The organism is Streptomyces sp. CS113 (assembly GCF_002188365.1).
Taxonomy (GTDB): Bacteria; Actinomycetota; Actinomycetes; order Streptomycetales; family Streptomycetaceae; genus Streptomyces; species Streptomyces tendae.
The window spans coordinates 5,211,709-5,234,796 of record NZ_KZ195574.1 but is presented as its reverse complement, the minus strand read 5'-3'; the positions used below and the strand labels follow the sequence as shown (position 1 = coordinate 5,234,796).

15 protein-coding genes are annotated in these 23,088 nt (G+C 72.7%); 10 read left to right on the top strand and 5 right to left on the bottom strand.

Going from position 1 to position 23,088, the window contains the following annotated elements; genetic code table 11:
• Positions 1-34 precede the first annotated feature (34 nt).
• The 3 genes from B9W62_RS23380 to B9W62_RS23370 all read right to left on the bottom strand — a co-directional run bounded on the left by B9W62_RS23380 (position 35) and on the right by B9W62_RS23370 (position 5,873).
• A complete protein-coding gene (locus B9W62_RS23380) occupies positions 35-1,543 on the bottom strand; it encodes a DUF5719 family protein (protein WP_087809005.1) in 1,509 nt (502 codons plus the stop codon).
• Positions 1,540-5,373: a glycosyltransferase family 2 protein gene (locus B9W62_RS23375; protein WP_087809004.1), complete on the bottom strand. Its 3,834-nt coding sequence runs from the start codon at positions 5,371-5,373 to the stop codon at positions 1,540-1,542. The genes B9W62_RS23380 and B9W62_RS23375 overlap by 4 nt, the downstream gene beginning before the upstream one ends.
• Positions 5,374-5,609: 236 nt before the next feature.
• On the bottom strand, positions 5,610-5,873 hold the full coding sequence (locus B9W62_RS23370; RefSeq protein WP_003975777.1) for a WhiB family transcriptional regulator: 264 nt from the start codon (positions 5,871-5,873) through the stop codon (positions 5,610-5,612).
• A gap of 687 nt (positions 5,874-6,560) precedes the next feature.
• On the opposite strand from B9W62_RS23370, the gene B9W62_RS23360 reads away from it, so the two are divergent.
• The 4 genes from B9W62_RS23360 to B9W62_RS23345 all read left to right on the top strand — a co-directional run bounded on the left by B9W62_RS23360 (position 6,561) and on the right by B9W62_RS23345 (position 10,497).
• On the top strand, positions 6,561-7,088 hold the full coding sequence (locus B9W62_RS23360; protein WP_087809003.1) for a cysteine dioxygenase: 528 nt from the start codon (positions 6,561-6,563) through the stop codon (positions 7,086-7,088).
• Positions 7,089-7,132: 44 nt separating this feature from the next.
• A complete protein-coding gene (gene cofD, locus B9W62_RS23355) occupies positions 7,133-8,092 on the top strand; it encodes a 2-phospho-L-lactate transferase (RefSeq protein WP_087809002.1) in 960 nt (319 codons plus the stop codon).
• Entirely contained in the window at positions 8,089-9,420 is a 1,332-nt protein-coding gene (locus tag B9W62_RS23350) for a coenzyme F420-0:L-glutamate ligase (protein ID WP_087809001.1), read from the top strand. The genes cofD and B9W62_RS23350 overlap by 4 nt, the downstream gene beginning before the upstream one ends.
• Positions 9,421-9,516: 96 nt before the next feature.
• The gene (locus B9W62_RS23345) at positions 9,517-10,497 is read left to right on the top strand and encodes a DNA-3-methyladenine glycosylase family protein (protein WP_087809000.1); all 981 of its coding nucleotides are present in this window, start codon (positions 9,517-9,519) and stop codon (positions 10,495-10,497) included.
• Positions 10,498-10,635: 138 nt separating this feature from the next.
• Here the strand turns inward: B9W62_RS23345 and B9W62_RS23340 are convergent, their stop codons facing one another.
• Both B9W62_RS23340 and B9W62_RS23335 read right to left on the bottom strand, forming a co-directional pair.
• Positions 10,636-11,721 carry a mannose-1-phosphate guanylyltransferase gene (locus tag B9W62_RS23340; protein WP_087808999.1) on the bottom strand — a complete coding sequence of 362 codons (1,086 nt, stop codon included), beginning with the start codon at positions 11,719-11,721 and terminating at the stop codon, positions 10,636-10,638.
• A 103-nt stretch (positions 11,722-11,824) separates the two neighbouring features.
• Positions 11,825-13,102, bottom strand: a complete 1,278-nt coding sequence (locus B9W62_RS23335; RefSeq protein ID WP_087808998.1) for a peptidoglycan recognition protein family protein — start codon at positions 13,100-13,102, stop codon at positions 11,825-11,827.
• Positions 13,103-13,241: 139 nt separating this feature from the next.
• Here B9W62_RS23335 and B9W62_RS23330 point away from each other — a divergent pair, with 139 nt between their 5' ends.
• The 6 genes from B9W62_RS23330 to B9W62_RS23305 all read left to right on the top strand — a co-directional run bounded on the left by B9W62_RS23330 (position 13,242) and on the right by B9W62_RS23305 (position 23,083).
• On the top strand, positions 13,242-14,006 hold the full coding sequence (locus tag B9W62_RS23330; protein WP_087808997.1) for a TIGR03089 family protein: 765 nt from the start codon (positions 13,242-13,244) through the stop codon (positions 14,004-14,006).
• A gap of 415 nt (positions 14,007-14,421) precedes the next feature.
• A complete protein-coding gene (locus B9W62_RS23325) occupies positions 14,422-15,612 on the top strand; it encodes an LCP family protein (protein ID WP_087808996.1) in 1,191 nt (396 codons plus the stop codon).
• Between the two features lie 266 nt (positions 15,613-15,878).
• Entirely contained in the window at positions 15,879-17,594 is a 1,716-nt protein-coding gene (locus tag B9W62_RS23320) for an LCP family protein (RefSeq protein WP_107424210.1), read from the top strand.
• 166 nt (positions 17,595-17,760) lie between these two features.
• Complete coding sequence (locus B9W62_RS23315; RefSeq protein WP_179235621.1) at positions 17,761-19,476, top strand: LCP family protein; 1,716 nt, start codon at positions 17,761-17,763, stop codon at positions 19,474-19,476.
• A gap of 206 nt (positions 19,477-19,682) precedes the next feature.
• A complete protein-coding gene (locus B9W62_RS23310; RefSeq protein WP_179235620.1) occupies positions 19,683-21,389 on the top strand; it encodes an LCP family protein in 1,707 nt (568 codons plus the stop codon).
• 77 nt (positions 21,390-21,466) lie between these two features.
• Positions 21,467-23,083, top strand: a complete 1,617-nt coding sequence (locus tag B9W62_RS23305) for an LCP family protein (RefSeq protein ID WP_107424209.1) — start codon at positions 21,467-21,469, stop codon at positions 23,081-23,083.
• Positions 23,084-23,088 lie beyond the last annotated feature (5 nt).

Here is a 23,088-nt window from a genome sequence, read left to right as displayed (position 1 = left end):
GGCCCGCCGCCGCTCCTCCCGCGCCGCCCCTGCGCTACTTCTGCAGCACCGTCAGGTCCTCGTCCGCGTTCGGCACCGAGACCATGCCCCGGTCGTCGGGGAGGGTCTGGACGGTGAAGGCCGCCACGTCGTCGTCCGAACCCGTCAGGATGCGGGACGCGTGGACCGGGCCGCCCGAGACGGTCTCGACGGTCAGCGCGTAGGAGCCCTTGAGTCCGGCGGGCACCGGCGCGTCGACGTTCTGGGTGGTGCCGGCCTTGATCGTGTACGTCTTGGTCGCAGGCGTGCCGCCTTCGGTGCCCGCCGACGCGGTGACCTTGACCTTCGCGGCCTCGCCGGGCGCGGACAGGGCCAGGGTCGTGCTCTTGGCACGGTTGTCCGCGACCGTCGCGCGCGCCCCGACCGGGTCGGAGGCCGGGACGAACGCCGACTCCTGCTCGTCGCCCTTGCCCCGCACGACCCGGACCGCGGCCACGACCGGTACGGCTCCGTCTGTCGGCGTCAGCACCAGTGAACCCGCCTCGCCGCGCGTGACCTCGCCGAGGTCGACGCCGGTCGTCATACCGGCCTTGACGTGCACCGTCTCGTGCCCGGCGGGCGTGATCAGGCCGGACGGCGAGGCGAGCCGCACCTTCAGGTCGGCGTCGGTGCCGCCGGGCGTGAACAGCACCAGGCGTACGGCGGTGGCGTCCTTCGGGATGCCCGGCAGCACCAGCTCGCTCGCCGGGTCCGCGGCCGCGGTCAGCCAGTCGCCGCCGGTCTTGTCGTCCAGGGCCTGCACCGCGGCGCCGACCCGTCCGCTGCGCACACCGACGTGCACGGTCAGGTCGGTCTCCTTCACCTCGCTGAGCGTGGACAGCAGGAGGGACTCGCTGGTGTGCGGCGGCACCGTGACCCCCTCCCCCACCGTGGACTTGAGGGCACCGTCCTTGCCGTACAGCTCGATGTCGACGACGGCCGCCGAGTCGTCGGGGTTGGTCAGGTGCACGTAGTCCGTGCGGCCGGTCACCGTGCTGGCGCCCGGGAACCAGAACTCCGTGTCCGGGGCGGTGCAGTTGACGCCCTGCAACCCGCGGCCCGTCCCGGCGGCGACCTCGGTGGTCTGCTGGACCGTCCAGCCCGGCGCGGTGCCGCCCTCGGCGGTGCCGATCAGCGCGGGGGTGTCGGCGCCGGTGGTCTCCCCGGCGGCGGGTGTGCCGGGCGCCTTGGGCTGGACGACCGGCTTCTCGTCCTTGTCGTCCTTGCCGTCCTTGCCGTCCTTCTCGTCCTTGCCGCCGTCGGCGGCCGTCTCCGCCGTCGTGAGTTGCGCGTCGCCCTTCTCGTCCGCGCCCTTCGTGACGGGGGTGAAGGACGTGTACGCGGTCTCGGCGAGGTCGGAGGTGCTGGGCGCGGGACACAGCAGGCTGGTGCGCTCCACGGGCAGCCGGGCGGCCGGTGCCGCGGTGTCCGTGCCGGAGCCGTCGGGGGCGGACACCGCCGCGAAACCGGTGACTGCGGCGAGCGCCGTCGCACAGGCGATCAGGGACAGGGTCGTGCGCTTCACTGCTGGCTCCCGTCGGGACGCTCACTGCCCGTGCCGTGGGGCTGCTGGGGCTGGGAAGGGTCGTACGGCGTGTCGTATCCGCCCTGGCCGTACGCCTGGCCGAAGGCGGGGTCGTAGCCGCCCTCCTGAGCCTGTGCCGGATCGCCGTAGGCGTAGGGGTCGTACTGGCCGGCCCCGTACTGCGCGCCCTGGCCGCCGTGACCGCCCTGGTACGCGTCCGGCTGGTACGGGTCCGCCGCCTGGTACGGCTGCTGTCCGTACGCGCCCGAGTCGTACTGCTGGGCGTCCTGGTACTCCTGGGCGCCCTGGTACTGCTGGCCGCCCTGGTACTGCTCGCCGCCGTAGCCGCCGTCGTAGGAGCCGTACTCGGCGCCGGTGGGCGCCGGCGCGTCCCATTCTCCGTACGCCGGCTGCTGCGGGACCGGCACCGGGGGTGCCGTGGGCGGCGCGGGCACCTCGGCGGCGTCTCCCGCGGTCTCGGGGCCCGGCTCCGCCGGTGCGTCCGTCCCGGCGGCGGCCTCCGCCTCGGCCTCGGCCTGGGCCCGCAGTCGCCGCGCCCGGCGTCCTTCGCCCTCCACGGGCTGGGCGGCGACGAGCGGTTCGTCGGGCAGGTCGTCGTCGACGTCGCGGCGCCTGCCGGGCAGGGCGAGGACGACCAGGACCACACCGAGGAGTCCCTGGGCCCACAGCCAGGCCGTGTGGGTGAACGGGGCGTCGTAGGTGACGTCCAGCCGTCCGCCGGAGGCGGGGAGTTCGAAGCCCTGCGCCCAGCCGTCGACCGTGGTGCGCGTCAGCGGCTTGCCGTCCAGGGTGGCCGTCCAGCCCTCGGCGGCGGTGTCGGCGAGGCGCAGCACACGGCCCTCGGCGCCCGCCTTGATGTCGGTGTGGATCTCCACGGGTCCGGCCGCCACGGGCTCGGGCTCGCCGCCACCGGACGTGCCGGCACCGGACGTGTCGCCGGACACGACGGTCGCGCGCGCGACCTCCTGGTCCACCCGCCACAGTCCGCTGCCGTCCTGCTGGCTGAGCCTGCTCAGTCCGGGCGTGGCGTCCAGGACACGGGTGACCTCGCGGGGTGCGCCCTTGTGCACGAGCACGTAGCGCACGGCGAACCCGCCCAGCTGGTCGGCCTGGTCGGCGCCGGAACCTGCCACGAGGTTGGCGACGACCTTGTCGAGGGTGCTGTTCCCGCCGTCCCCGGAGGCCAGTTCGCCGTCGCCGAGGCGGGCGCCGGAGCCGCGGACCAGCATGTAGCCCACGTGCGCGGCGGAGTCGCTGTCGAGGACGAGGGTGCGGGCCTGGTCGCGGGTGTGGCTCTCCTCGGCGACGAACGCGGGCACCTGGACGGGGTCGCGCCGCTCCACGGGGCCGTCGGCGCCGCCGAACACCCAGCCGGCGGCGGCGATCAGCGGGCCGAGGGCCGAGGCGAGGGCGATCAGGGCGGCGACGGGCTGGCGCCAGCCGAAGCTCTGCTCGGCGACCCGGAAGCGGGCCCCGTCGGCGCCGAGGGTCGCGGCGGACAGCAGGGCGATGCCGTACACGAGGGTGGCGGGCCCGGCCCAGGCGGAGCGGTTGGACAGGACCGCGAAGACCAGGGCCACCAGGGCGACGGCCCAGGCCGTCCGGACGGCCGCCTGCCGCTCGGAGCGCAGCAGGGCGGCCAGCGCGGCCAGGACGACGCCGACGAGGAACAGCCCGCCCACCGTGCCGGGTCCGCCGGGGCTGGCGCCGAGCAGGTCGAGGGCGGAGGCGGCCGAAGAGCCGTACTCGAGTCCGGCCTCGTCGAAGAAACCGAACGGCAGCAGCGACAGCGACCAGGGGGCGAGCAGCAGCAGCGGGGTGCCGAGCTGGGCGACGAAGCGCGGCCCGTACGCCGTGATCTCGCCGCGCCGCAGGGCGAGGACGCCGATGCCGAGGACGAGCGCGACGGGCCACACGACGGGCGTGAAGGCGGTGGTGATCGTCAGCAGCAGGGCGTACGCCCAGGTGGCGCGCCAGCTGCCGCGGGCGCCGGAGGAGCTCGTCAGGCCGGACGCCGCGACGCCCGCGCGTGCGACGAGCGGCAGCAGTACGGCGAGGACGGCGGTGCCGATGCGGCCGCCGGCGAGCGCGCCGGTGGCGGCGGGCAGGAAGGCGTAGGCGACGGCGGCCCAGGCGCGCAGCAGCCGGGACGGGACCAGCGGGCGGGAGGCGAAGTACGCGGTGGCGCCCGCCAGGGGCACGGAGCAGACCAGCAGCAGGGTGACGGCGAGTCCGGTGGAGCCGAGCAGCACGGAGGCGAACGTGGCGACGATCGCGAGATAGGGCGGCGCGGAGGCGGTACCGCCGGTGCCGACGGTGTGCCAGGCGTCCGCGTACCGCGACCACAGCTCGCCCGCGCCGGACGGTGCCGGCAGCAGCGCGCCGCCCGCCAGGGCGCCGCCGCCGAGGAGCGCGCGGCAGGCGGCCAGCGAGACGAGCAGCAGCACCAGGAAGAGCACCGGGCCGGGTTTGCGGGCGATGCGCTTGAGGCGGGCGAACTGCTCGATCTCCAGGAAGTCGGCGTCGTCGCCGCCCGGTCCGGACTCGATGCCCCCGCCGTGCCGACCTGCGCCCCCGGCGGCCTCGGCGTCGGCGCTGCCGAAGAGGTCGCCCGCGACCTGCTCGACGGTGGCCCGGACGGTCGCGCCCGGGGGCGGGAACAGGGGCCGCAGTTCGTCCTTCTCGACCTGCGGGCGACCGCGTTCGCGTCGGCCCGCGACGATCCGCTCGGGTCGCAGCAGGACGCCCAGCAGGCCCCGGATCTCGTCGAGGGCCTGGCCGGGCACCTTGCCGACGAGGTAGGCGACGGTCCGCAGCAGCGTGCCGAGGACGACGCGCAGCAGCACCCAGGGCAGGGCGGCGGTGCGGACGTTGACGAGGAGGGTGTGGACGGCGCCGGCCTTGTCCACCTTGTGCGGTGAGGCGGTGGTGCGGCCCGCGCAGTCCACGGCGCGGCGCTCGCGCGAGGCCGCCTCGGCGTGGCGGACGACCGCCTCCGGGGCGACGAGGACGCGCAGTCCGGCGGCGTGGGCGCGCCAGCACAGGTCGACGTCGTCGCGCATCAGGGGCAGCCGGCGGTCGAATCCGCCGAGCCGTTCGAAGACGTCGCGCCGGATCAGCATGCCGGCGGTGGACACCGACAGCACGGTCCTGACGTGGTCGTGCTGGCCCTGGTCCTGCTCGCGGCGGTCCAGACCGGTCCAGCGGCGGCCGGAGTTGGCGATGGAGACGCCGACCTCCAGCAACTGCCTGCGGTCGTACCAGCCGCGGAGTTTGGGACCCACCACGGCGACGTCGTCGCGGCCGAGTTCGTACTCGGTGTCCACGACGCGCAGCAGCTGGGCGAGGGCCTCGGGCTCGGGGGCGCAGTCGTCGTGCAGCAGCCACAGCCACTGGACCGGTTCGCCGTGGGGCAGCTCCGGCATGTCGTAGGCGTCGTCGCGCCAGGAGCGGGTGACGGGGTCCCAGCCGCTGGGCCGCCTCAGGTACGGCAGGTCCTCGGGGGTGAGGACCGGGACGGTGCGGGCGGCCTCCTCGACGGCCTGGCCGAAGCCGGTGCGCCGGGCGAGGTGGAGCACGCGGTCGTCGCCGAGGGCCTCGGCGACCAGCCGGGAGGAGTCGTCGGCGCTGCCGGTGTCGGCGGCCACGGCGTACTGGACGGGGCGCTCCTGGCCGAGCAGCCCGGCGAGCGCGTCGGGCAGCCAGCGGGCTCCGTCATGGGCGACGAGGACCGCGGTCACCACGTGACGCGGGAACTCAGGTGTGGCAGCGGGATCGTGCTGGGCTGCCGTGTGACTCTGCACGGACATCGAGGTACGGGCCCCGGTTCGGTGGACTGCGGTGGACGCCCGTGCCTGTTGGAAATGGCGGGGCGTCTCGGACGAGCGCCCACACTATCGGCTGGACACAGGGGCGGCCCGCCGCCTGTGGACAACCCACCGGCTACGGGCCGTTCCCGCTGTTCGGGCCGTTTCTGCCGCCCCGTCAGTCCGCGGCCGTCGGACCGCCGTCGGGCCGCGACCCTCGGACCGCCGTCGGACCGCCGTCAGACCGCCGCCTTCTTCAGCCGGCGGCGCTCCCGCTCGGACAGGCCGCCCCAGATGCCGAAGCGCTCGTCGTTGGCAAGGGCGTACTCGAGGCATTCGGAGCGGACCTCACAGGCGAGGCAGACCTTCTTGGCCTCGCGGGTGGAGCCGCCCTTCTCGGGGAAGAAGGACTCGGGGTCGGTCTGGGCGCACAGTGCGCGCTCCTGCCAGCCGAGCTCCTCGTCCGCGTCGTCGACCAGCAGTTGCTGCACCAGCTCGGTCATGTGCGCCCCTCGTCTGTCTTTCGCGTCCCCGTGATCTAGCCGTTACCGATTCCGGCTGAACGACACGAGTGAAATTACAAGTGTGCTGCTCCGGGCGAGTCAAGCCGAGATCTGCTATTGGGCCTCTTATTCACTCTGCGGAACCAAGGCCATGCAGTAAGTGTTCAAATCGCCATAAACCTTGACATCCCAAAGAGGTCCGCCAGGACACCCGTCCCGATTCACACCTGCACCAGGAAGGACGCCCAGGCGTTCGATCCCGTTCCGATACACGCGCCGAAGCGAACCTGATCACATTCGGATCACGGGATCGCAACGGGGGTTGTGCGCCCGGCTTGTGCGCCATGTGTCCCGGAAGCCGTCTGAGCAAACCTTTCGCCAGCGCGATCAACCGGATGAGGTGAAACATGTCCCACATAACGGGCATCGAGTTGACAGTGCTGGTGTGAACCGCTGTCCTTGGGGGCATGCTCGCGAACTTGGCGCCCACCTCGACCCGCACCGCCGGGTCCCACGGTGCTGCCCGCGCTCGCTGTAGCTGTTGCCGCTGTTCCAGCTGTTGAGCCAACCGCGCTCCGGCTGTCCCCGAGTCCACGCGACTCGACTGCTCCGCCCCGCCCCACCAGGGCGTTCCTTCGTCATTCGCTCCGCTCCGCCGCACTCATCCGCCGAGGGACCACCGCACCCATGAACAGCGACAGCGATCTCCAGATCGCGGGCGACATCCTCGAAGTTCCCCATCTCCTCCAGGCTCCGCGCGAGCACCCGGCCACCGTCGCCGAGTTCGCCGGTCTCCTCCGCTCCCTGGCCGCCGACCGCCGCGCGTGGCAGCACCTCGTGCGGTACGACGCGACGACACGCTGGTACCACCGGCTGCGCACCGGGCCCGGGTACGAGGTCTGGCTGCTGTCCTGGCTCCCGGGACAGGGCAGCGGCCGCCACGACCACGGCCCCTCCTCCGGTGTGTGGACGGTCCTGGACGGCACCCTCACCGAGCACACCGAGCGGGGCACGCACGCGGTGGACGCCGGTACGCAGCGGGTGTTCGCGCCGGGGTACGTGCACGAGGTGGTCAACGACGCGCTGGAGCCCGCGGTCAGCCTGCACGTCTACTACCCGGGCCTGACCGAGATGCCCATGCACTCCCCGCAGTGCTCGGCCGCCGCCGCGGCCGAGGACGCGGACACCGGCGCCGGCGCCGCACCGGCGCGCTGACGACTGGCTGACGCACTGTCGTACCCGCCTGCAAGACTGGGGCCATGCGCATTGTGGTTCTGGCAGGCGGCATCGGCGGTGCCCGGTTCCTGCGTGGTCTCCAGCAGGCCGCGCCGGACGCGGACATCACGGTCATCGGCAACACCGGGGACGACATCCACCTCTTCGGGCTGAAGGTCTGCCCGGACCTCGACACGGTGATGTACACGCTCGGCGGCGGCATCAACGAGGAGCAGGGCTGGGGAAGGGCCGACGAGACCTTCCACCTCAAGGAGGAACTGGCGGCGTACGGCGTCGGCCCCGAGTGGTTCGGCCTCGGCGACCGCGACTTCGCCACGCACATCGTGCGGACGCAGATGATCACCGCGGGCTTTCCGCTCAGCGCGGTGACCGAGGCGCTCTGCGACCGCTGGAAGCCCGGCGTGCGGCTGATCCCGATGACCGACGACCGCGTGGAGACGCACGTCGCGGTCGAGCTGGACGGGGAGCGCAAGGCGGTCCACTTCCAGGAGTACTGGGTGCGGCTGCGCGCCTCCGTGCCCGCCGAGGCGGTCGTGCCGGTCGGCGCCGAGCAGTCCAAGCCCGCCCCCGGCGTCCTGGAGGCCATCGCCGAGGCGGACGTCATCCTCTTCCCGCCCTCCAACCCGGTCGTCTCCGTCGGCACGATCCTCGCCGTGCCCGGCATCCGCGAGGCGATCGCCGACGCCGGGGTGCCGGTGGTGGGCCTGTCCCCCATCGTCGGGGACGCGCCCGTGCGCGGGATGGCCGACAAGGTGCTCGCCGCGGTCGGCGTGGAGTCCACGGCCGCCGCGGTCGCCGAGCACTACGGCTCGGGTCTGCTCGACGGCTGGCTGGTCGACACGGTCGACGCCGACTCCGTCACCCGCGTGAAGGCCGCCGGGATCCTCTGCCGCGCCGTACCGCTGATGATGACCGACCTCGACGCGACGGCGCAGATGGCCCGGGAGGCGCTGACACTGGCCGAGGAGGTGCGGGAGGCATGAGCGACGAGGCACACGACGACGCCCCCGGCCGCGGCACCGGCTACCGGGTGTGGGCCCTGCCCGGCCTGCCCGAGGTACGCCCCGGCGACGACCTGGCCAAGCTGATCGCGGCCACCGGGCACGCCCTGGCCGACGGGGACGTGCTGCTCGTCACCTCCAAGATCGTCTCCAAGGCGGAGGGCCGGGTCGTCGAGGCCGCCGACCGGGAGGCCGCGATCGACGCGGAGACCGTACGGGTGGTGGCCCGGCGCGGCCCGCTGCGCATCGTGGAGAACCGCCAGGGCCTGGTCATGGCGGCGGCCGGCGTCGACGCCTCCAACACTCCGCCCGGGACGGTGCTGCTGCTCCCCGAGGACCCCGACGCCTCCGCGCGCGGCATCCGCGAGGGACTCCGCGACACGCTGGGCGTGGACGTCGGCGTGGTCGTCACGGACACGTTCGGGCGCCCCTGGCGGGCCGGGCTGACCGACGTGGCGGTCGGCGCCGCGGGCATCCGCGTCCTCGACGACCTGCGCGGCGGCACGGACGCGCACGGCAATCCGCTCGGCGCCACCGTCGTCGCCACCGCGGACGAGCTGGCCGCCGCGGGCGACCTGGTCAAGGGCAAGGCCGCCGGCCTGCCCGTCGCCGTCGTGCGCGGGCTGCCGCAGGTGGTCGCCGAGGACGACGGCGAGGGCGCGCGGGCGATGGTGCGCGACGCGCGCGACGACATGTTCCGCCTCGGCACCTCGGAGGCGGTCCGGCAGGCGGTCACCCAGCGGCGTACGGTACGGGCCTTCACGGACGAGCCGGTCGACCCCGGCGCCGTACGCCGGGCGGTGGCGGCGGCGGTGACCGCGCCGGCGCCGCACCACACGACGCCGTGGCGGTTCGTGCTCCTGGAGTCCGAGGACTCCCGCACCCGGCTCCTCGACGCGATGCGGGACGCCTGGATCGCGGACCTGCGGCGCGACGGCAAGAGCGAGGAGTCCGTCGCCAAGCGCGTCCGGCGCGGCGACGTGCTGCGCAACGCGCCCTACCTCGTCGTCCCGTGCCTGGTCATGGACGGCTCGCACACCTACGGGGACGCGCGGCGGGACGGGGCCGAGCGGGAGATGTTCGTGGTCGCCACCGGCGCGGGCGTGCAGAACCTGCTCGTCGCGCTCGCCGGGGAGCGGTTGGGTTCCGCGTGGGTGTCCTCGACGATGTTCTGCCGGGACGTCGTGCGGGAGGTGCTGGGGCTGCCGGGCGACTGGGACCCGATGGGGGCGGTGGCGGTCGGCCATCCCGCCGAGGAGCCGAAGGCCCGGCCGGAGCGGGACGCGGAGGCGTTCATCGAGGTGCGGTGAGCCCTCTACCCTCGTAGGGGCTTCACTCTCCCTCTCCCATCTCTCTCCCTTTCTCTCTCCCCGCTTCTTTTCCCCCTTCGCCCAAGGACCTCACTCGTGGCTGGACGTTTCGCTCCCCGGTCCCCGCGCGCCGCCGTGCGCGACGGGGTGCCCCGGCAGGCGCTCGCGCCGGGCCGGGTACGGGCGTGGGTGCCGGACGGACCGCTGGACCTGGGGCTGGTGCTCGGTCCGCTGCGGCGCGGGCCGGGCGATCCGACGTTCCGGACGATGCCGGACGGGTCGGTGTGGCGGGCCAGCCGGACGCCCGCCGGACCGGGCACGCTGCGGGTCGCCGCACGCGGTGGCGAGGTACGCGGCGAGGCCTGGGGACCGGGGGCCGAGTGGCTGCTGGAGGAGTTGCCGCGGCTGCTGGGCGCCGAGGACGACCCGACGGCGTTCGTGCCGCGGCACCGGCTGCTGGCGGTGACCGCCCATCGGCGGCCGGGGCTGCGGCTGGCGCGGACCGGGCTGGTGCTGGAGTCGCTGATCCCGTCGGTCCTGGAGCAGAAGGTCACGACGCTGGAGGCGTACCAGGCGTGGCGGCTGCTGGTACGGAGGTTCGGGGAGCCGGCGCCGGGGCCCGCGCCCGGGCGGATGTGCGTGATGCCGGCGGCGCGGACGTGGGCGCTGATCCCGTCCTGGGAGTGGCATCTGGCCGGGGTGGACAACAAGCGGGCGTCGACGATCCTGCGGGCCGTGCGGGTCGCCGCGCGGCTGGAGGAGGCGTCGGGGATGGAGCCGGCGGCGGCGCGGGAACGGCTGGAGCTCGTCTCCGGGATCGGGCCGTGGACGTCCGCGGAGACCGTGCAGCGCAGTCATGGGGCGCCGGACGCGGTGACGGTGGGCGATCTGCATCTGCCGGGGATCGTGGGGTTCGCGCTGGGCGGGGACCGGTATGCGGATGACGCGGAGATGCTGCGGTTGCTGGAGCCGTACGCGGGTCAGCGGCACCGGGCGGCCCGGCTGGTGTTGTTGAGCGGGCGGGTGCCGGGGAGGCGGGCGCCGCGGATGGCTCCGCGGGGGATCGAGCGGCTCTGACGTCGGTCCGCCGGCCCAGTGCATGCGGCTTGCCCGGCGTGGGTGCGGGCGGGGTGGGTGCCGACGGGGTGAGTGCACGGCCCGGTGTTTCGGGGTGCCTCCCCCACTCTCGGCTGCTCCCCCACTCTCGGCGCGCTGCTACGAGGCGTCCGGGGAGAAGCGGAGGGATGCCGGGGGGATGTGGGCGTCGCACCAGATGCGGGCGCCGGAGCGGAGTTCGTTGTCGGCGCCGACGACCGCGCCGTCGCCGATGACCGTGTCGGTGAGGACCGACCGGGTGCCGACGCGGGCGCGGACGCCGATGAGGGAGTCGGTGACGACGGCCCCCGGCTCGATGACGGCGCCCGGCAGGATCGTGCTGCCGAAGACGCGCACCCCCTCCGCCACGAAGGCGCCCTCGCCGACCACGGTGCCGCCGGACAGCTTGGCGTCGGGGGCGACCCGTGCCGTCGGCAGGACGAGGCGGTCGCCGCAGCGGCCCGGTACGGCCGGGGACGGGGCGCGGCCCAGTACCAGGTCGGCCGAGCCCCGGACGAAGGCCGCCGGGGTGCCGAGGTCCAGCCAGTACGTGGAGTCGACCATGCCCTGGAGGTGCACGCCCGCGGCGAGCAGCTCCGGGAAGGTCTCGCGCTCGACCGAGACCGGGCGCCCCGCCGGGATGGTGTCGATGACGGAGCGGCGGAAGACGTACGCCCCCGCGTTGATCTGGTCGGTGACGATCTCCTCGGGGGTCTGGGGCTTCTCCAGGAAGGCGAGCACCCGCCCCGTGTCGTCCGTGGGGACCAGGCCGTACGCCCTCGGGTCGGTCACCTGCGTCAGGTGCAGGGAGACGTCCGCGCCGGTCGTCTCGTGGGTGCGGACCAGGGCGCCGATGTCCAGGCCGGTCAGGATGTCGCCGTTGAAGATCAGCACCGGCTCGTCGGGTCCCGAGTGCAGCCGGGACGCCACGTTGCGGATGGCGCCGCCGGTGCCGAGCGGCTCCTCCTCCGTGACGTACTCGAGGTGCAGGCCCAGCGCCGAGCCGTCGCCGAAGTACGGCTCGAAGACCTCGGCCAGGTAGCTCGTCGCCAGCACGATGTGCTCGACGCCGGCCGCCTTGGCCCGTGCCAGCTGGTGCGTGAGGAACGGCACTCCGGCAGCCCGGACCATGGGCTTGGGCGTGTTCACCGTGAGCGGGCGCAGCCGCGTGCCCTTGCCGCCGACCAGGAGGATCGCTTCTGTCACCTGTCGTCTCTGCTTCCTGCCGGGACCGGCCGAACTGTCTTTCGGCGGGCCAGTGTATGCAGACCGTTCCGTGGTGCCTTCGATGGCCTCGCGGCGGCCTGCCTCAGCGCCCCTGGTACGCCGCCGCCCTCGAACGGGCCGTGCCGAGCTTGGCGTAGAGCTGTGTGCCGGGGCAGCTCGTGGCGAAGCCGTCACGATGACCGGAGATGACGTTCAGTCGTACTTTCCTGCCCTTGCGGTAGAGGTTGCCACCCCCGGACTTGAGGTATGTCTTCCCGCGCGGATTCATGCCGTAGAGCCCGACCTTCCACGCGGTGAGCCGGGCGATCGCCTTCAGCGCGGCCGACGACGGCTTCTTCGAGCTGTACGTGCCCAGCACGGCGATCCCCATGCTGTTGGCGTTGAACCCCAGGGTGTGCGCGCCCAGCACCGGCTTGGACACGCCTCCGGCGCGGCCCTCGTAGATGTTTCCGCACTTGTCGACGAGGAAGTTGTAGCCGAGATCACGCCAGCCGGTGCTGTTGACGTGGTAGCGGTAGATACTGCGGATGACCGACGGCGCCTGCGAGCAGCGGTAGTTGTTGCCGGTGGCCGAGTGGTGCACGAAGGCCGTCTTGACCTTCTTCGTGTACACGAACCCCTTCTCGCGCAGCTTCTCGTCGGCGCCCCAGCCGCGGCGCGTGGTGATGGCCGGACGGGAGCCGACATGCGGCTCGGCCCGCTGCCCCGCCGCGAGGGCGCGGCGAGCGGGGAGTGCGGGGATTGCGGGGAGCACCGAGGGTTCCGCCTCGCTCCGCGCGCGGTTCGCCGGCGGGGGCGCGGCCTCGCCGGGGTCGACGAGTTCGAGGCGCAGACCGGTGGGGAGCGGCGCGGCGGCCGGGGCGGACCGTGCGGCACCGGACGCGTCCTGCGCCCGTACCCGCACCTCGACGCCGTCGGACTCGCCCACCCACAGCGGTGCGGTGGCGCCGCGGACCCGGCCCGAGGCGCTCTCCGGGGTGCCGGGGTCGGCGGCGTGGTCGGCGTTGTGGGTCTCCAACTCCTGCCAGCCGGACCAGGTGCCGGTGGCGGTGGCGCGGGTGCGGACCTCGACGCGGCCGTGGAGTTCGGTGGCCGGACTGTCCCAGACGACGCCGACGAGCGAGAACCGCCGTACGTCCCGGCGGCGCAGGCCCTGTTCGGCCGCGCCGGGGGCGCGGTCGCGTGCGAGGGGGGTGAGCCGCAGCGACTGGGTGCGGCCGGGGGCGTGCGCCTCGGGCCGTACGGCCGGACTCGTCACGGGTGGGGCGGAGGAGGTGGCGGATGCCGCGGGCGGGGCGAGCGGGAGGGCCAGGGCCGCCGCGCACGTGACACCGGTCGAGGAAGCTAGGAATCCACGCATGCCCCTGATACTGGTCATACCTATCTGAATATGTCCATTTGGGATCTGACGGGCCGTAGGGTGGCTTCGCCCGATCCGGTGGCGGTGCGGCACACCGCGGGCTCGATGCGCGTGGCCCGGCCCGCGTACGCTTGCGCGGGTGAACGCGACCGACCGCACCCCTGCCGACCTGCTGAGTTCCGCGCTCGCCGCGGACCCGGGACGCCCCCTGGTGACCTTCTACGACGACGCCACGGGCGAACGCGTCGAACTGTCCGTGGCCACCTTCGCCAATTGGGTGGCCAAGACCGCGAACCTGCTCCAGGACGAACTGTCCGTCGAACCCGGCGACCGGGTGGCGCTGCTGCTGCCCGCGCACTGGCAGACGGCGGTGTGGCTGCTGGCGTGCGCGTCCGTGGGTGCCGTCGCCGACGCGGCGGGCGACGCGGGGGCCGCGGACGTGGTCGTGAGCGGGCCCGAGCCGGAGTCGCTGGCGGCGGCGCGGGCGTGCTCGGGCGCGCGGATCGCGCTGGCGCTGCGGCCGCTCGGGGGACGGTTCGTGCCGGCACCGCCGGAGGGCTTCGCCGATTACGCGGTGGAGGTGCCGGGGCAGGGGGACCGGTTCGTGCCGTACGCACCGGTGGACCCGGAGGCGCCTGCGCTGATCGTGGCCGGGCGGGAGTTCAGCGGGGCGGAGGTCGTGGAGCGGGCTCGGGCGGAGGCGTCGGGGCTGGGGCTCACGGGGCCGGGGGCGCGGATTCTGTCGGGGTTGCCGTACGACACGTGGGAGGGGTTGAGCGCGGGGTTGTACGGGCCGCTGGCGAGTGGGGGGTCGGTGGTGCTGTGCCGGCATCTGGAGCTGGCGGGGGCGGGTGTGGTGGATCAGCGGATCGAGGCGGAGCGGGTCTCGGCGACGGCGCGGTGAGTATGTGCCGGGGGTGAGTGAACCGGCGTCGCGGTGACGCCGGCGAGTCGGTGACCGGGGCCTGCCCGTGCCCGGCATCGCGGTGACGCCGGCGAGTCGGTGACCGGGGGCCTGCCCGTGTCCGGCGTCGGTGTCGGCGCGGGGTGAGGGCGCGGCCCGGCGCTGACGGGGTGCCTCCCCCACTCTCGGCTTCGCTCGAGCGGGAGGTGCCCCCACCGCCCACCCGTGCCGCCCTGGGGGTACCACCCAGGCCGCTCAGGCACTGGGCGAGGCACGCATGCCCGCAGCCGGGTGGGGACGCGGTGCGCGCCCGCGACTTGCGAAGGGCCGGCCCCGTTCGGCCTAGCTGCGTGCTGCGCTTCGTGGGGCCACGGGGCATGGTCGTACCAGCGTGCGGGTGTGGACGGAGGCGGGCGTGGGTGATGACGCGGGTACTGCGGCCTCCCGCGGGGACCTGGGGCGCGGGGCGTCCGCGAGCGGGGCCGGGCTGAAGCGGCGGCGGCGCAGGCGGCGGCTGGGGATCGCCGGGATTGTGGTCGTCGCGCTGGCCGGGGGCGCGGTGGGCGTCGGGTGGGCGGTGTACGCCAAGCTGAGCGGCAACATCACGGCGGACGAGGCGGCCGCGGCCGAACTCGCCCGGTACGAGAAGGAGCGGCCCACCTCGCAGGTGCGCGGCGCGCAGAACATCCTGCTGATCGGGTCGGACTCGCGTTCCGGGGACGGCAACGCGCGCTACGGGCGGGACTCCGGCACCGAGCGGTCGGACACCACGATCCTGCTGCACCTGTCCGCGGGCCGGGACAGCGTCACCGCGGTCTCCCTCCCCCGCGACCTCATGGTGGACGTCCCCGGCTGCCACCGCCCGGACGGCTCACTCACCGAACCGGCACTTCAGCAGTTCAACTACGCCTTCGCGGCGGGCGGTTCGGCGTGCTCGATCCGTACCGTGGAGAAGCTGACCGGCATCCGGATCGACCACCACGTGGTCGTGGACTTCGCGGGTTTCAAGGAGATGGTCGACGCGCTCGACGGCGTCGAGGTGTGCCTGCGCAAACCGGTCGACGACAAGGACGCCAAGCTGAAACTGCCGGCGGGCCGGGTGACGCTCGACGGGGAGCAGGCGCTCGGCTACGTGCGGGCGCGGAAGTCGCTCGGCGACGGCAGCGACACCGACCGGATGGACCGGCAGCAGCGCTTTCTGGGCGCGCTCGTGAACAAGGTGCAGAGCAATGACGTCCTGCTGAATCCGGTGAAGCTGTACCCCGTTCTGGACGCCGCCACGTCGTCGCTCACCACGGACCCGGATCTGGCGAGTCTGCGTGGTTTGTACGACCTTGTGCGCGGCCTGCGCGGGATTCCCACCGAACGCGTCCAATTCCTGACCGTCCCCCGGGAGTCGTACGCGGGCGACGCCAATCGCGACCAGCTCGTGCAGCCCGACGCCGAGAAGCTCTTCACCCGGCTGCGGACGGACGAGCCGGTGGCGGTCATGGCCTCCCGGCAGGACTCCGCGGGCGGTACGACGAATTCCGGCGAACCCGGTGACGCCGATTCTCCGGCGCCGACGTTCAGCGGGAACACCGCCGACGAAGACGTCTGCGAGTAAAGCGCATTCCAAGAAGGGGCCACCCGTACGCAAGGCGGGCGGGTACGCGCGGAGAATTGTCCGAGAAATGCGCCGGATTGCCCAGTTGTAAGGTTCGTGGAATGCGTTACTGCCGTCGCCGTGCACGGAACGGTCCGGTTAGTGTGAGCGATCCGGTGTGCCCGGCCGCGGAGTTCTGCCCTGGCCACGCACTGAACTGACGTGAGCGAGACCGGGCGCCCGGAGGGGAGGGCGCCGCGTGGCCCCGACGGAGGATTCGGACAATCGTGGACGCGCAAGGCCGTGGGCGGGCGGAGGACATCGACCCCGCAGACCAGTGGGTACTCAATCCGGAAACCGGCGACTACGAACTGCGACTGCCCTCTTCCGCACCGCAGTCGCCGATCCCGGGCCCGCGCCGGGCCTCGTCACCGGCACCCTCGCCGGCCCCGGCACCCGAGGTCCCCGCACCCCGCAGGCGCCGCGCCGCGCCCGAGGAGCCGCCGCCGGGACGGCGCGGCCGCCGGCGGCCGGCGAAGAAGAAGTCGAGGGGCAAGAAGGTCCTGCTGTGGACCGGCGGCACGATGGCGTTCGTCATCCTCGCCGTCGGCACCGCCGGATACCTCTACCTCCAGCACCTCAACGACAACATCGAGGCCCTCCCCGACGACGGCGCGAGCACCGGCGGGTTCCAGAAGGACCAGGCCATCAACATCCTGCTGATCGGCACCGACAAGCGCACCGGCTCCGGCAACGACGGCTACGGCGACAAAGGCAGCGCCGGCCACGCCGACACCACGATCCTGCTGCACGTCTCCAAGGACCGCTCCAACGCCACCGCCCTCAGCATCCCCCGCGACCTGATCGTCGACGTCCCCGACTGCCCCACCACGCAGGAGGACGGGAGTACGAAGGTCATCCCCGGCTCCTCCGGTGTCCGTTTCAACACCAGCCTCGGCCAGGGCGGCCGTACGCCGAGTTGCACCATGCGGACCGTCACCGAGCTGACCGGCGTGACACCGGACAACTTCATGGTGGCCGACTTCAACGCGGTCAAGACCCTGACCTCGGCGGTCGGCGGCGTCGAGGTCTGTCTGGCGAAGGACATCGACGACCCGGACTCGCACCTGAACCTGCCGGCGGGCAAGCACAGCGTCGAGGGCGAGCAGGCCCTCGCCTTCGTCCGCACCCGGCACTCCGTCGGCTTCGGCGGCGACCTGAGCCGTATCGAGATCCAGCAGCAGTTCCTCGGCTCGCTGATGCGCAAGCTGAAGTCCAACGACACGCTCACCAGCCCGACGAAGATGGTGAAGCTGGCCGAGGCGGGCACCGAGGCGCTGACCGTCGACGCCAAGCTGAAGAGCATCGGCAAGCTGAAGGACCTCGGTCTCGAGCTGGGCAAGCTCGACACCAAGAACCTGACCTTCGCCACGGTCCCGGTGAAGGACAACCCGGCCGAGAAGACGCCGGTGACCGTCGTCCTCAAGGACGGACCCGCCCAGCAGGTCTTCGACATGGTCAAGAACGACGTCTCCTTCACCGAGGTCAAGAAGAAGGAGAAGGAGAAGAAGGAGAAGGAGGACGCCGCGGTCGCCGCCCGCCTCGAGGGCGAGAAGTCCGAGCCCTCCGAGATCCGCGTGCGCGTCCTCAACGGCGGCGCCTCGTCCGGCAGCGCGGGGCGGGAGCTGACCTACCTCCAGAACGAGGCGGGCGTCACCAAGTCCGAGAACGCGGGCAACGCCCCCGCCGACCTGGCGAAGACCACCCTGGAGTACGCCCCCGACCAGGCCGACCAGGCCCGCGCCCTCGCCGAGATCCTCGGCCTGACCGGCGCCGCCATGAAGCCCGGCGAGAGCGTCACCAACGCCCAGGGGCTGCCCGCCATGACCCTCACCCTCGGCAAGGACTTCAAGGGCGCCGGCGTCAAGCTCGACGCCACCTCCGCGAAGGCGCCGGAGGACCTCCAGAAGTCCACCGCGGACAAGGTCGAGTGCGCGAAGTGACCTGAGGGGCCCGGATCCCGTCTGACAGTACGACAGTCCATCGGTCGACCGGTCCTACCGCGAACAAACCACCGGACGTCGTACAGCCAACGCACTGCTTCGTACGTCCAACTGTGCGAACAGGTCGCGTGCGGGAGCACGTTCGCGGTCCGAGGGTGGGAGAGGCATGACGCAGAGCAGTGTGCGCGGGGAGGACACGCGACCCGACCCGGTCCGCCACACCCGCGGCAGGCGAGCCGGACGCGGCGGCCGGCACCAGGACGACGCGGGCCCGGCCGGGCGGGGCGGCCCGGGAGGCCACGGCGGCGGCAACGGCAGGCGCTCCGGGCGACGGCGCACCGGCGGGCGGCGGCACCGGGCGCTGCGCTGGTCCGCGACGACCCTCGCGGTGCTGATACTCGGCACGGCCGGCGCCGGATACCTCTACTACCAGCACCTGAACGGCAACATCGACAAGGGCGAGCGCAGCAGCGGCGACTCCAAGGCGCACAAGGCCGAGCCGAACGCGGCCGGGCAGACGCCCCTGAACATCCTGCTGCTCGGTTCCGACAGCCGCGCCTCCGACGCCAACGTGGCACTGGGCGGCGGCAAGAACCACCGGGACAACCCGCCGCTGGCCGACGTGCAGATGCTGATCCACCTGGCCGCCGACCGCAAGAGCGCGGCGGTGGTGAGCATCCCCCGGGACACCCGGGTCGACATCCCGGCCTGCAAGGACTCCGACACCGGCGAGAAGTTCCCGGCGACCAACGCCATCATCAACACCTCGCTGGCCCGCGGCGGCGCCGGCTGCACCCTGGCCACCTGGGAGAACCTCACCGGGGTCTACATCGACCACTGGATGACGATCGACTTCGCGGGCGTGGTGTCGATGGCGGACGCCGTCGGCGGGGTCGAGGTGTGCGTGAACCAGAACGTGCACGACCGCCCGCTGCCCGGCGTGCCCGGCGGCTCGGGCCTGAAGATGACCAAGGGCTCGCACAAGGTCAAGGGCGAGGACGCGCTCAAGTGGCTGCGCACCCGGCACGCCTGGGGCAGCGACCCGCTGCGGGCCCGGGCCCAGCACATGTACATGAACTCGATGATCCGCACGCTGAAGAGCCAGAACGTCTTCACGGACGCCGGCCGGCTGATGGGCCTGGCCGAGGCCGCCACGAAGTCGCTGACGGTCTCCGAGGAGATCGGCACCGTCAAGAAGCTGTACGACCTCGGCATGCAGCTCAAGACGGTGCCCACGGACCGCATCACCATGACGACGATCCCCACCGTCGAGGATCCCGAGGACAAGAACCACCTGCTGCCGGCCACCGACGCCGACACGATGTGGGCGATGCTCCGCGACGACGTGTCCTTCGACGACAAGGGCACGAAGAAGAAGGGCACGGGCGAGGCCGACGGCAAGGGCACCGCCGGAGACGGCGCCACCGGGCAGGACGGCACCGGCCGACCCTCCGACGAGCCCGCCGCCGACTCCGAGATCGGCGTCCTGGTCCAGAACGCCACCCGCTCGGCCACCCTCGGCCCGGTCACCGGCCGGGCCGGCGAGATCGCCGGTGCGCTGGTGGAGAAGGGCTTCGCCAAGGCGGCGAAGGACACCTCGGCCGCGCTCTCCGAGGAGCGCACCGTGGTCCGGTACCCGAGCGACGAGTTGGCGGGCGACGCGCGCCGTGTCGCCGACGCGATGGGGATACCGGCGAACGCGGTGCGCAAGTCCGCGGACGTGTCCGGGATCACTCTCGTCGTGGGAGCTGACTGGCGCGACGGCACGTCCTACCCGAAGCAGAAGACGCCCGAGGCAGGAGACCTGCCGGAGACGAGCGACGCCCTCAACGGCTCGGACACCAGCAAGTGCATGGACGTCTACAAGCCGTATCGATGGTAGGAGTTCACGAAAATAGGAGGGAATGCCCTGTTGTAGGGGTGACGATCGTGACACCGGTTTCGTTCGACGCCGAACCGGGCGGATAGTGTGAGCGCTCCAGTGCCCCCTGCCGCGAGGTCCTCCCTGGCGTCGTGCACTTGTTGACTCTTTACCGTGCGCCTTCAGGGGAAGGTGCCGCGTGGCCCCCGACGGAGGATTGGGAGACCGTGGACGCGCAAGGACGTGGGCGGGCAGACGACGTCGACCCCGCAGACCAGTGGGTGCTGAATCCGCGGACCGGTGAGTACGAACTGCGGCTGTCGCCCTCCTCACCGGAGTCGTCCGTCCCCGGGCCCCGTACGGCGGGGCCCCGTACGCCGGGACGCCGTACGACCGCTCCGGGCCGTGAGGTGCCGCCGCAGCGGCGGCGGCGTGCGGAGCCCGAGGCGCCGGTGCCCGGGCGGCGCGGACGGCGGCCGGAGAAGAAGAAGTCCCGGGGCAAGCGGGTGCTGCTGTGGACCGGCGGCAGCATGGCCTTCGTCGTCCTGGTGGCCGGTGTGGGCGGCTACGTCTACCTCAAGCACCTCGAGGGGAACGTCTCGACGACGGACGTGGGCACCGCCGGAAGCAGCAGCTTCAAGAAGGACGAGGCCTTCAACATCCTCATCATCGGCACCGACAAGCGCACCGGTGAGGGCAACGAGGGCTACGGCGACAAGGGCAGCGTCGGGCACGCGGACACCAACATCCTGCTGCACGTCTCCAAGGACCGCTCCAACGCCACCGCCCTCAGCATCCCCCGCGACCTGATCGTCGACATCCCCGACTGCGAGACCACGCAGGAGGACGGGACGAAGAAGGTCGTCCCCGGCTCCTCCGGCGTCCGCTTCAACCAGAGCCTCGGCGACCTCGGCCGGGACGCGGGCTGCACGATGCGCACGGTGAAGGCGGTGACCGGCATCCAGCCGCACCACTTCATGATGGCCGACTTCAACGCGGTCAAGACGCTGACCACCGCGGTCGACGGGGTCGACGTGTGCGTGGAGCACGCCGTGGACGACCCGAAGTCCCATCTCAAGCTGCCCGCGGGCGAGTCCACGGTCGAGGGCGAGCAGGCCCTGGCCTTCGTCCGCACCCGGCACGCCTTCGGCAACGAGGGCGACCTGGACCGCATCAAGGTGCAGCAGCAGTTCCTGGGCTCGCTCATGCGCAAGATGTCCTCCAGCGACACCCTCACCAGCCCCACCAAGCTGGTGAAGCTCGCCGAGGCCGCGACCAAGGCCCTCACCGTGGACAGCGCCATCGGCAAGGTGGGCACGCTCAAGGACATGGCCCTGGAGCTGAAGAAGGTGCCGACGAAGAACATCACCTTCACCACGGTGCCGGTGATCGACAACCCGGCCGAGAAGGTCAAGGCGACGGTGGTCGTGAACGAGGCGAAGGGCCCCCAGGTCTTCGACATGATCAAGAACGACATCTCCTTCACCGAGGTCGAGCAGAAGCAGAAGAAGGAGAAGGCCGCCGTCGCCGCCCGGCTCAAGGGCGAGAAGTCCGAGCCCGGCGAGGTCCGCGTCCGCGTCATGAACGGCGGCGCCCCCGCCGGCAGCGCCCAGCAGGAACTGGCCTACCTCCAGACCCAGGCCGGGGTCTCCAAGTCCGAGAACGCGGGCAACGCCCCCGCCGACCTGGCGAAGACCACCCTGGAGTACGCCCCCGACCAGGCCGACCAGGCCCGCGCCCTCGCCGAGATCCTCGGCCTGACCGGCGCCGCCATGAAGCCCGGCAAGAGCGTCACCAACGCCCAGGGGCTGCCCACCATGACCCTCACCCTCGGCAAGGACTTCAAGGGCGCCGGCGTCAAACTCGACGGTTCCGTCAAGAAGCCGGACCTGGACACCGAGTCCACGGCCGACCAGAAGCTGTGCGCCAGTTGACCTGAGGGGCCTGTCGTACGTCTCACAGGGCGGCGACGGGCCCATGCGGTGGCCCGGGGGCGGGGAGGGACGCGGAAGTGACGCGGAGCAGTGTGCAGGGGGAGGACACGCAAGAGGGCGCGACAGACGCCCCCGAGCGTGAGAAGGCCGTCCGGGGGGACGGCGACAACGGTGTCGGGGGCACCGAAGGCGGGCCCGACGCCCCCCGTCCGCGCGGGCGGCGGCGGGTCCTGCGCTGGACCGCCGTGGTGCTCGCCGTGGTCCTGGCCGGCACGGCCGGGGCGGGGTACCTCTACTACGAGCACCTCAACGACAACATCAAGCAGGACGCCCTGAACCTGGGCGACAGCAAGGTCGCCGCGCCGACGCCGAACGCGGCCGGGCAGACCCCGCTGAACATCCTCGTCATCGGCTCGGACGCCCGGGACAGCAAGGAGAACCAGCACCTGGGCGGCGCCCGCGAGACGTTCGGCGCCACGCCGCTGGCGGACGTGCAGATGCTGGTGCACCTGTCCGCCGACCGCAGCAACATGTCGGTGGTCAGCATGCCGCGCGACACCCTGCTGGAGATACCCAAGTGCACCAACCCGGACGACGGTGAGGTCTACCCGGCGAGCGAGGGCCGGGTGATGACCAACCAGAGCCTCGGCCACGGCGGTCCCGGCTGCGCGGTGGCCACCTGGCAGGAGCTGACCGGCATCCACATCGACCACTTCGTGATGGTCGACTTCGCGGGCGTGGTCTCGATGGCGGACGCCGTCGGCGGCGTCCCGGTCTGCGTGGACGCCAACATCCACTCGCGCGACAGCGGGGGCCACGGCTCCGGTCTGAAGCTGGCGAAGGGCACGCACCCGGTCAAGGGCGAACAGGCCCTTCAGTGGCTGCGCACCCGGTACGGCTTCGAGGACGGCAGCGACCTGGCACGGGCCAAGGCCCAGCACATGTACCTGAACTCGATGGTCCGGGTACTGCGCGAGAACGCGACCCTCAGCAGCCCCAACAAGCTGCGCAGGCTCGCCGAGGAGGCCACCGCGGCGCTCACCGTCGACCCGGGCCTGGACTCCGTCAAGAAGCTGTACGACCTCAGCAACGAGCTGCGCCGGGTGAAGCCCGAGCGCATCACCATGACGACGATGCCCAACCGGTACGTCGGCGCCCGCGTGGAGCCGACCGAGGACGCGGAGCAGCTGTTCCGGCTGGTGCGCGAGGACATCGCGCTGGACGGCAGGGACGCGAAGAAGAAGCCCGCGGAGCCGGAGCCCCCGGCCGACCCGGCCGCGCCCGACGACGCGATCGCGGTGCAGGTCCGCAACGGAACCCGCACCGACGAGCTGGGCACGGCCCCCGGGCGCGCGAACACGGTCACCGGACTCCTGGTGGACCGGGGCTTCACGAAGGCGGTCGCGGACCCGTCGGTGCTGCCGAGCGAGGACCGTACGGTGATCCGCTACCCGAGCGCCGACCTGGAGGGCGACGCCCGGCGGGTCGCCAAGTCCCTGGGGATCCCGGCGAGTTCCGTGAAGCGGTCGACGGACGTCTCCGGCGTCACGCTCGTCGTGGGCGCCGACTGGCGCCAGGGCACGGCGTACAAGGCGCCCGAGAGCGACGACCGGACCCCGGAGTCGGCCGAGGCCCTCAACGGTGCGGACGACAGCGCCTGCATGCACGTGAACCCGGCGTTCACCTGGTCCTGACGGAC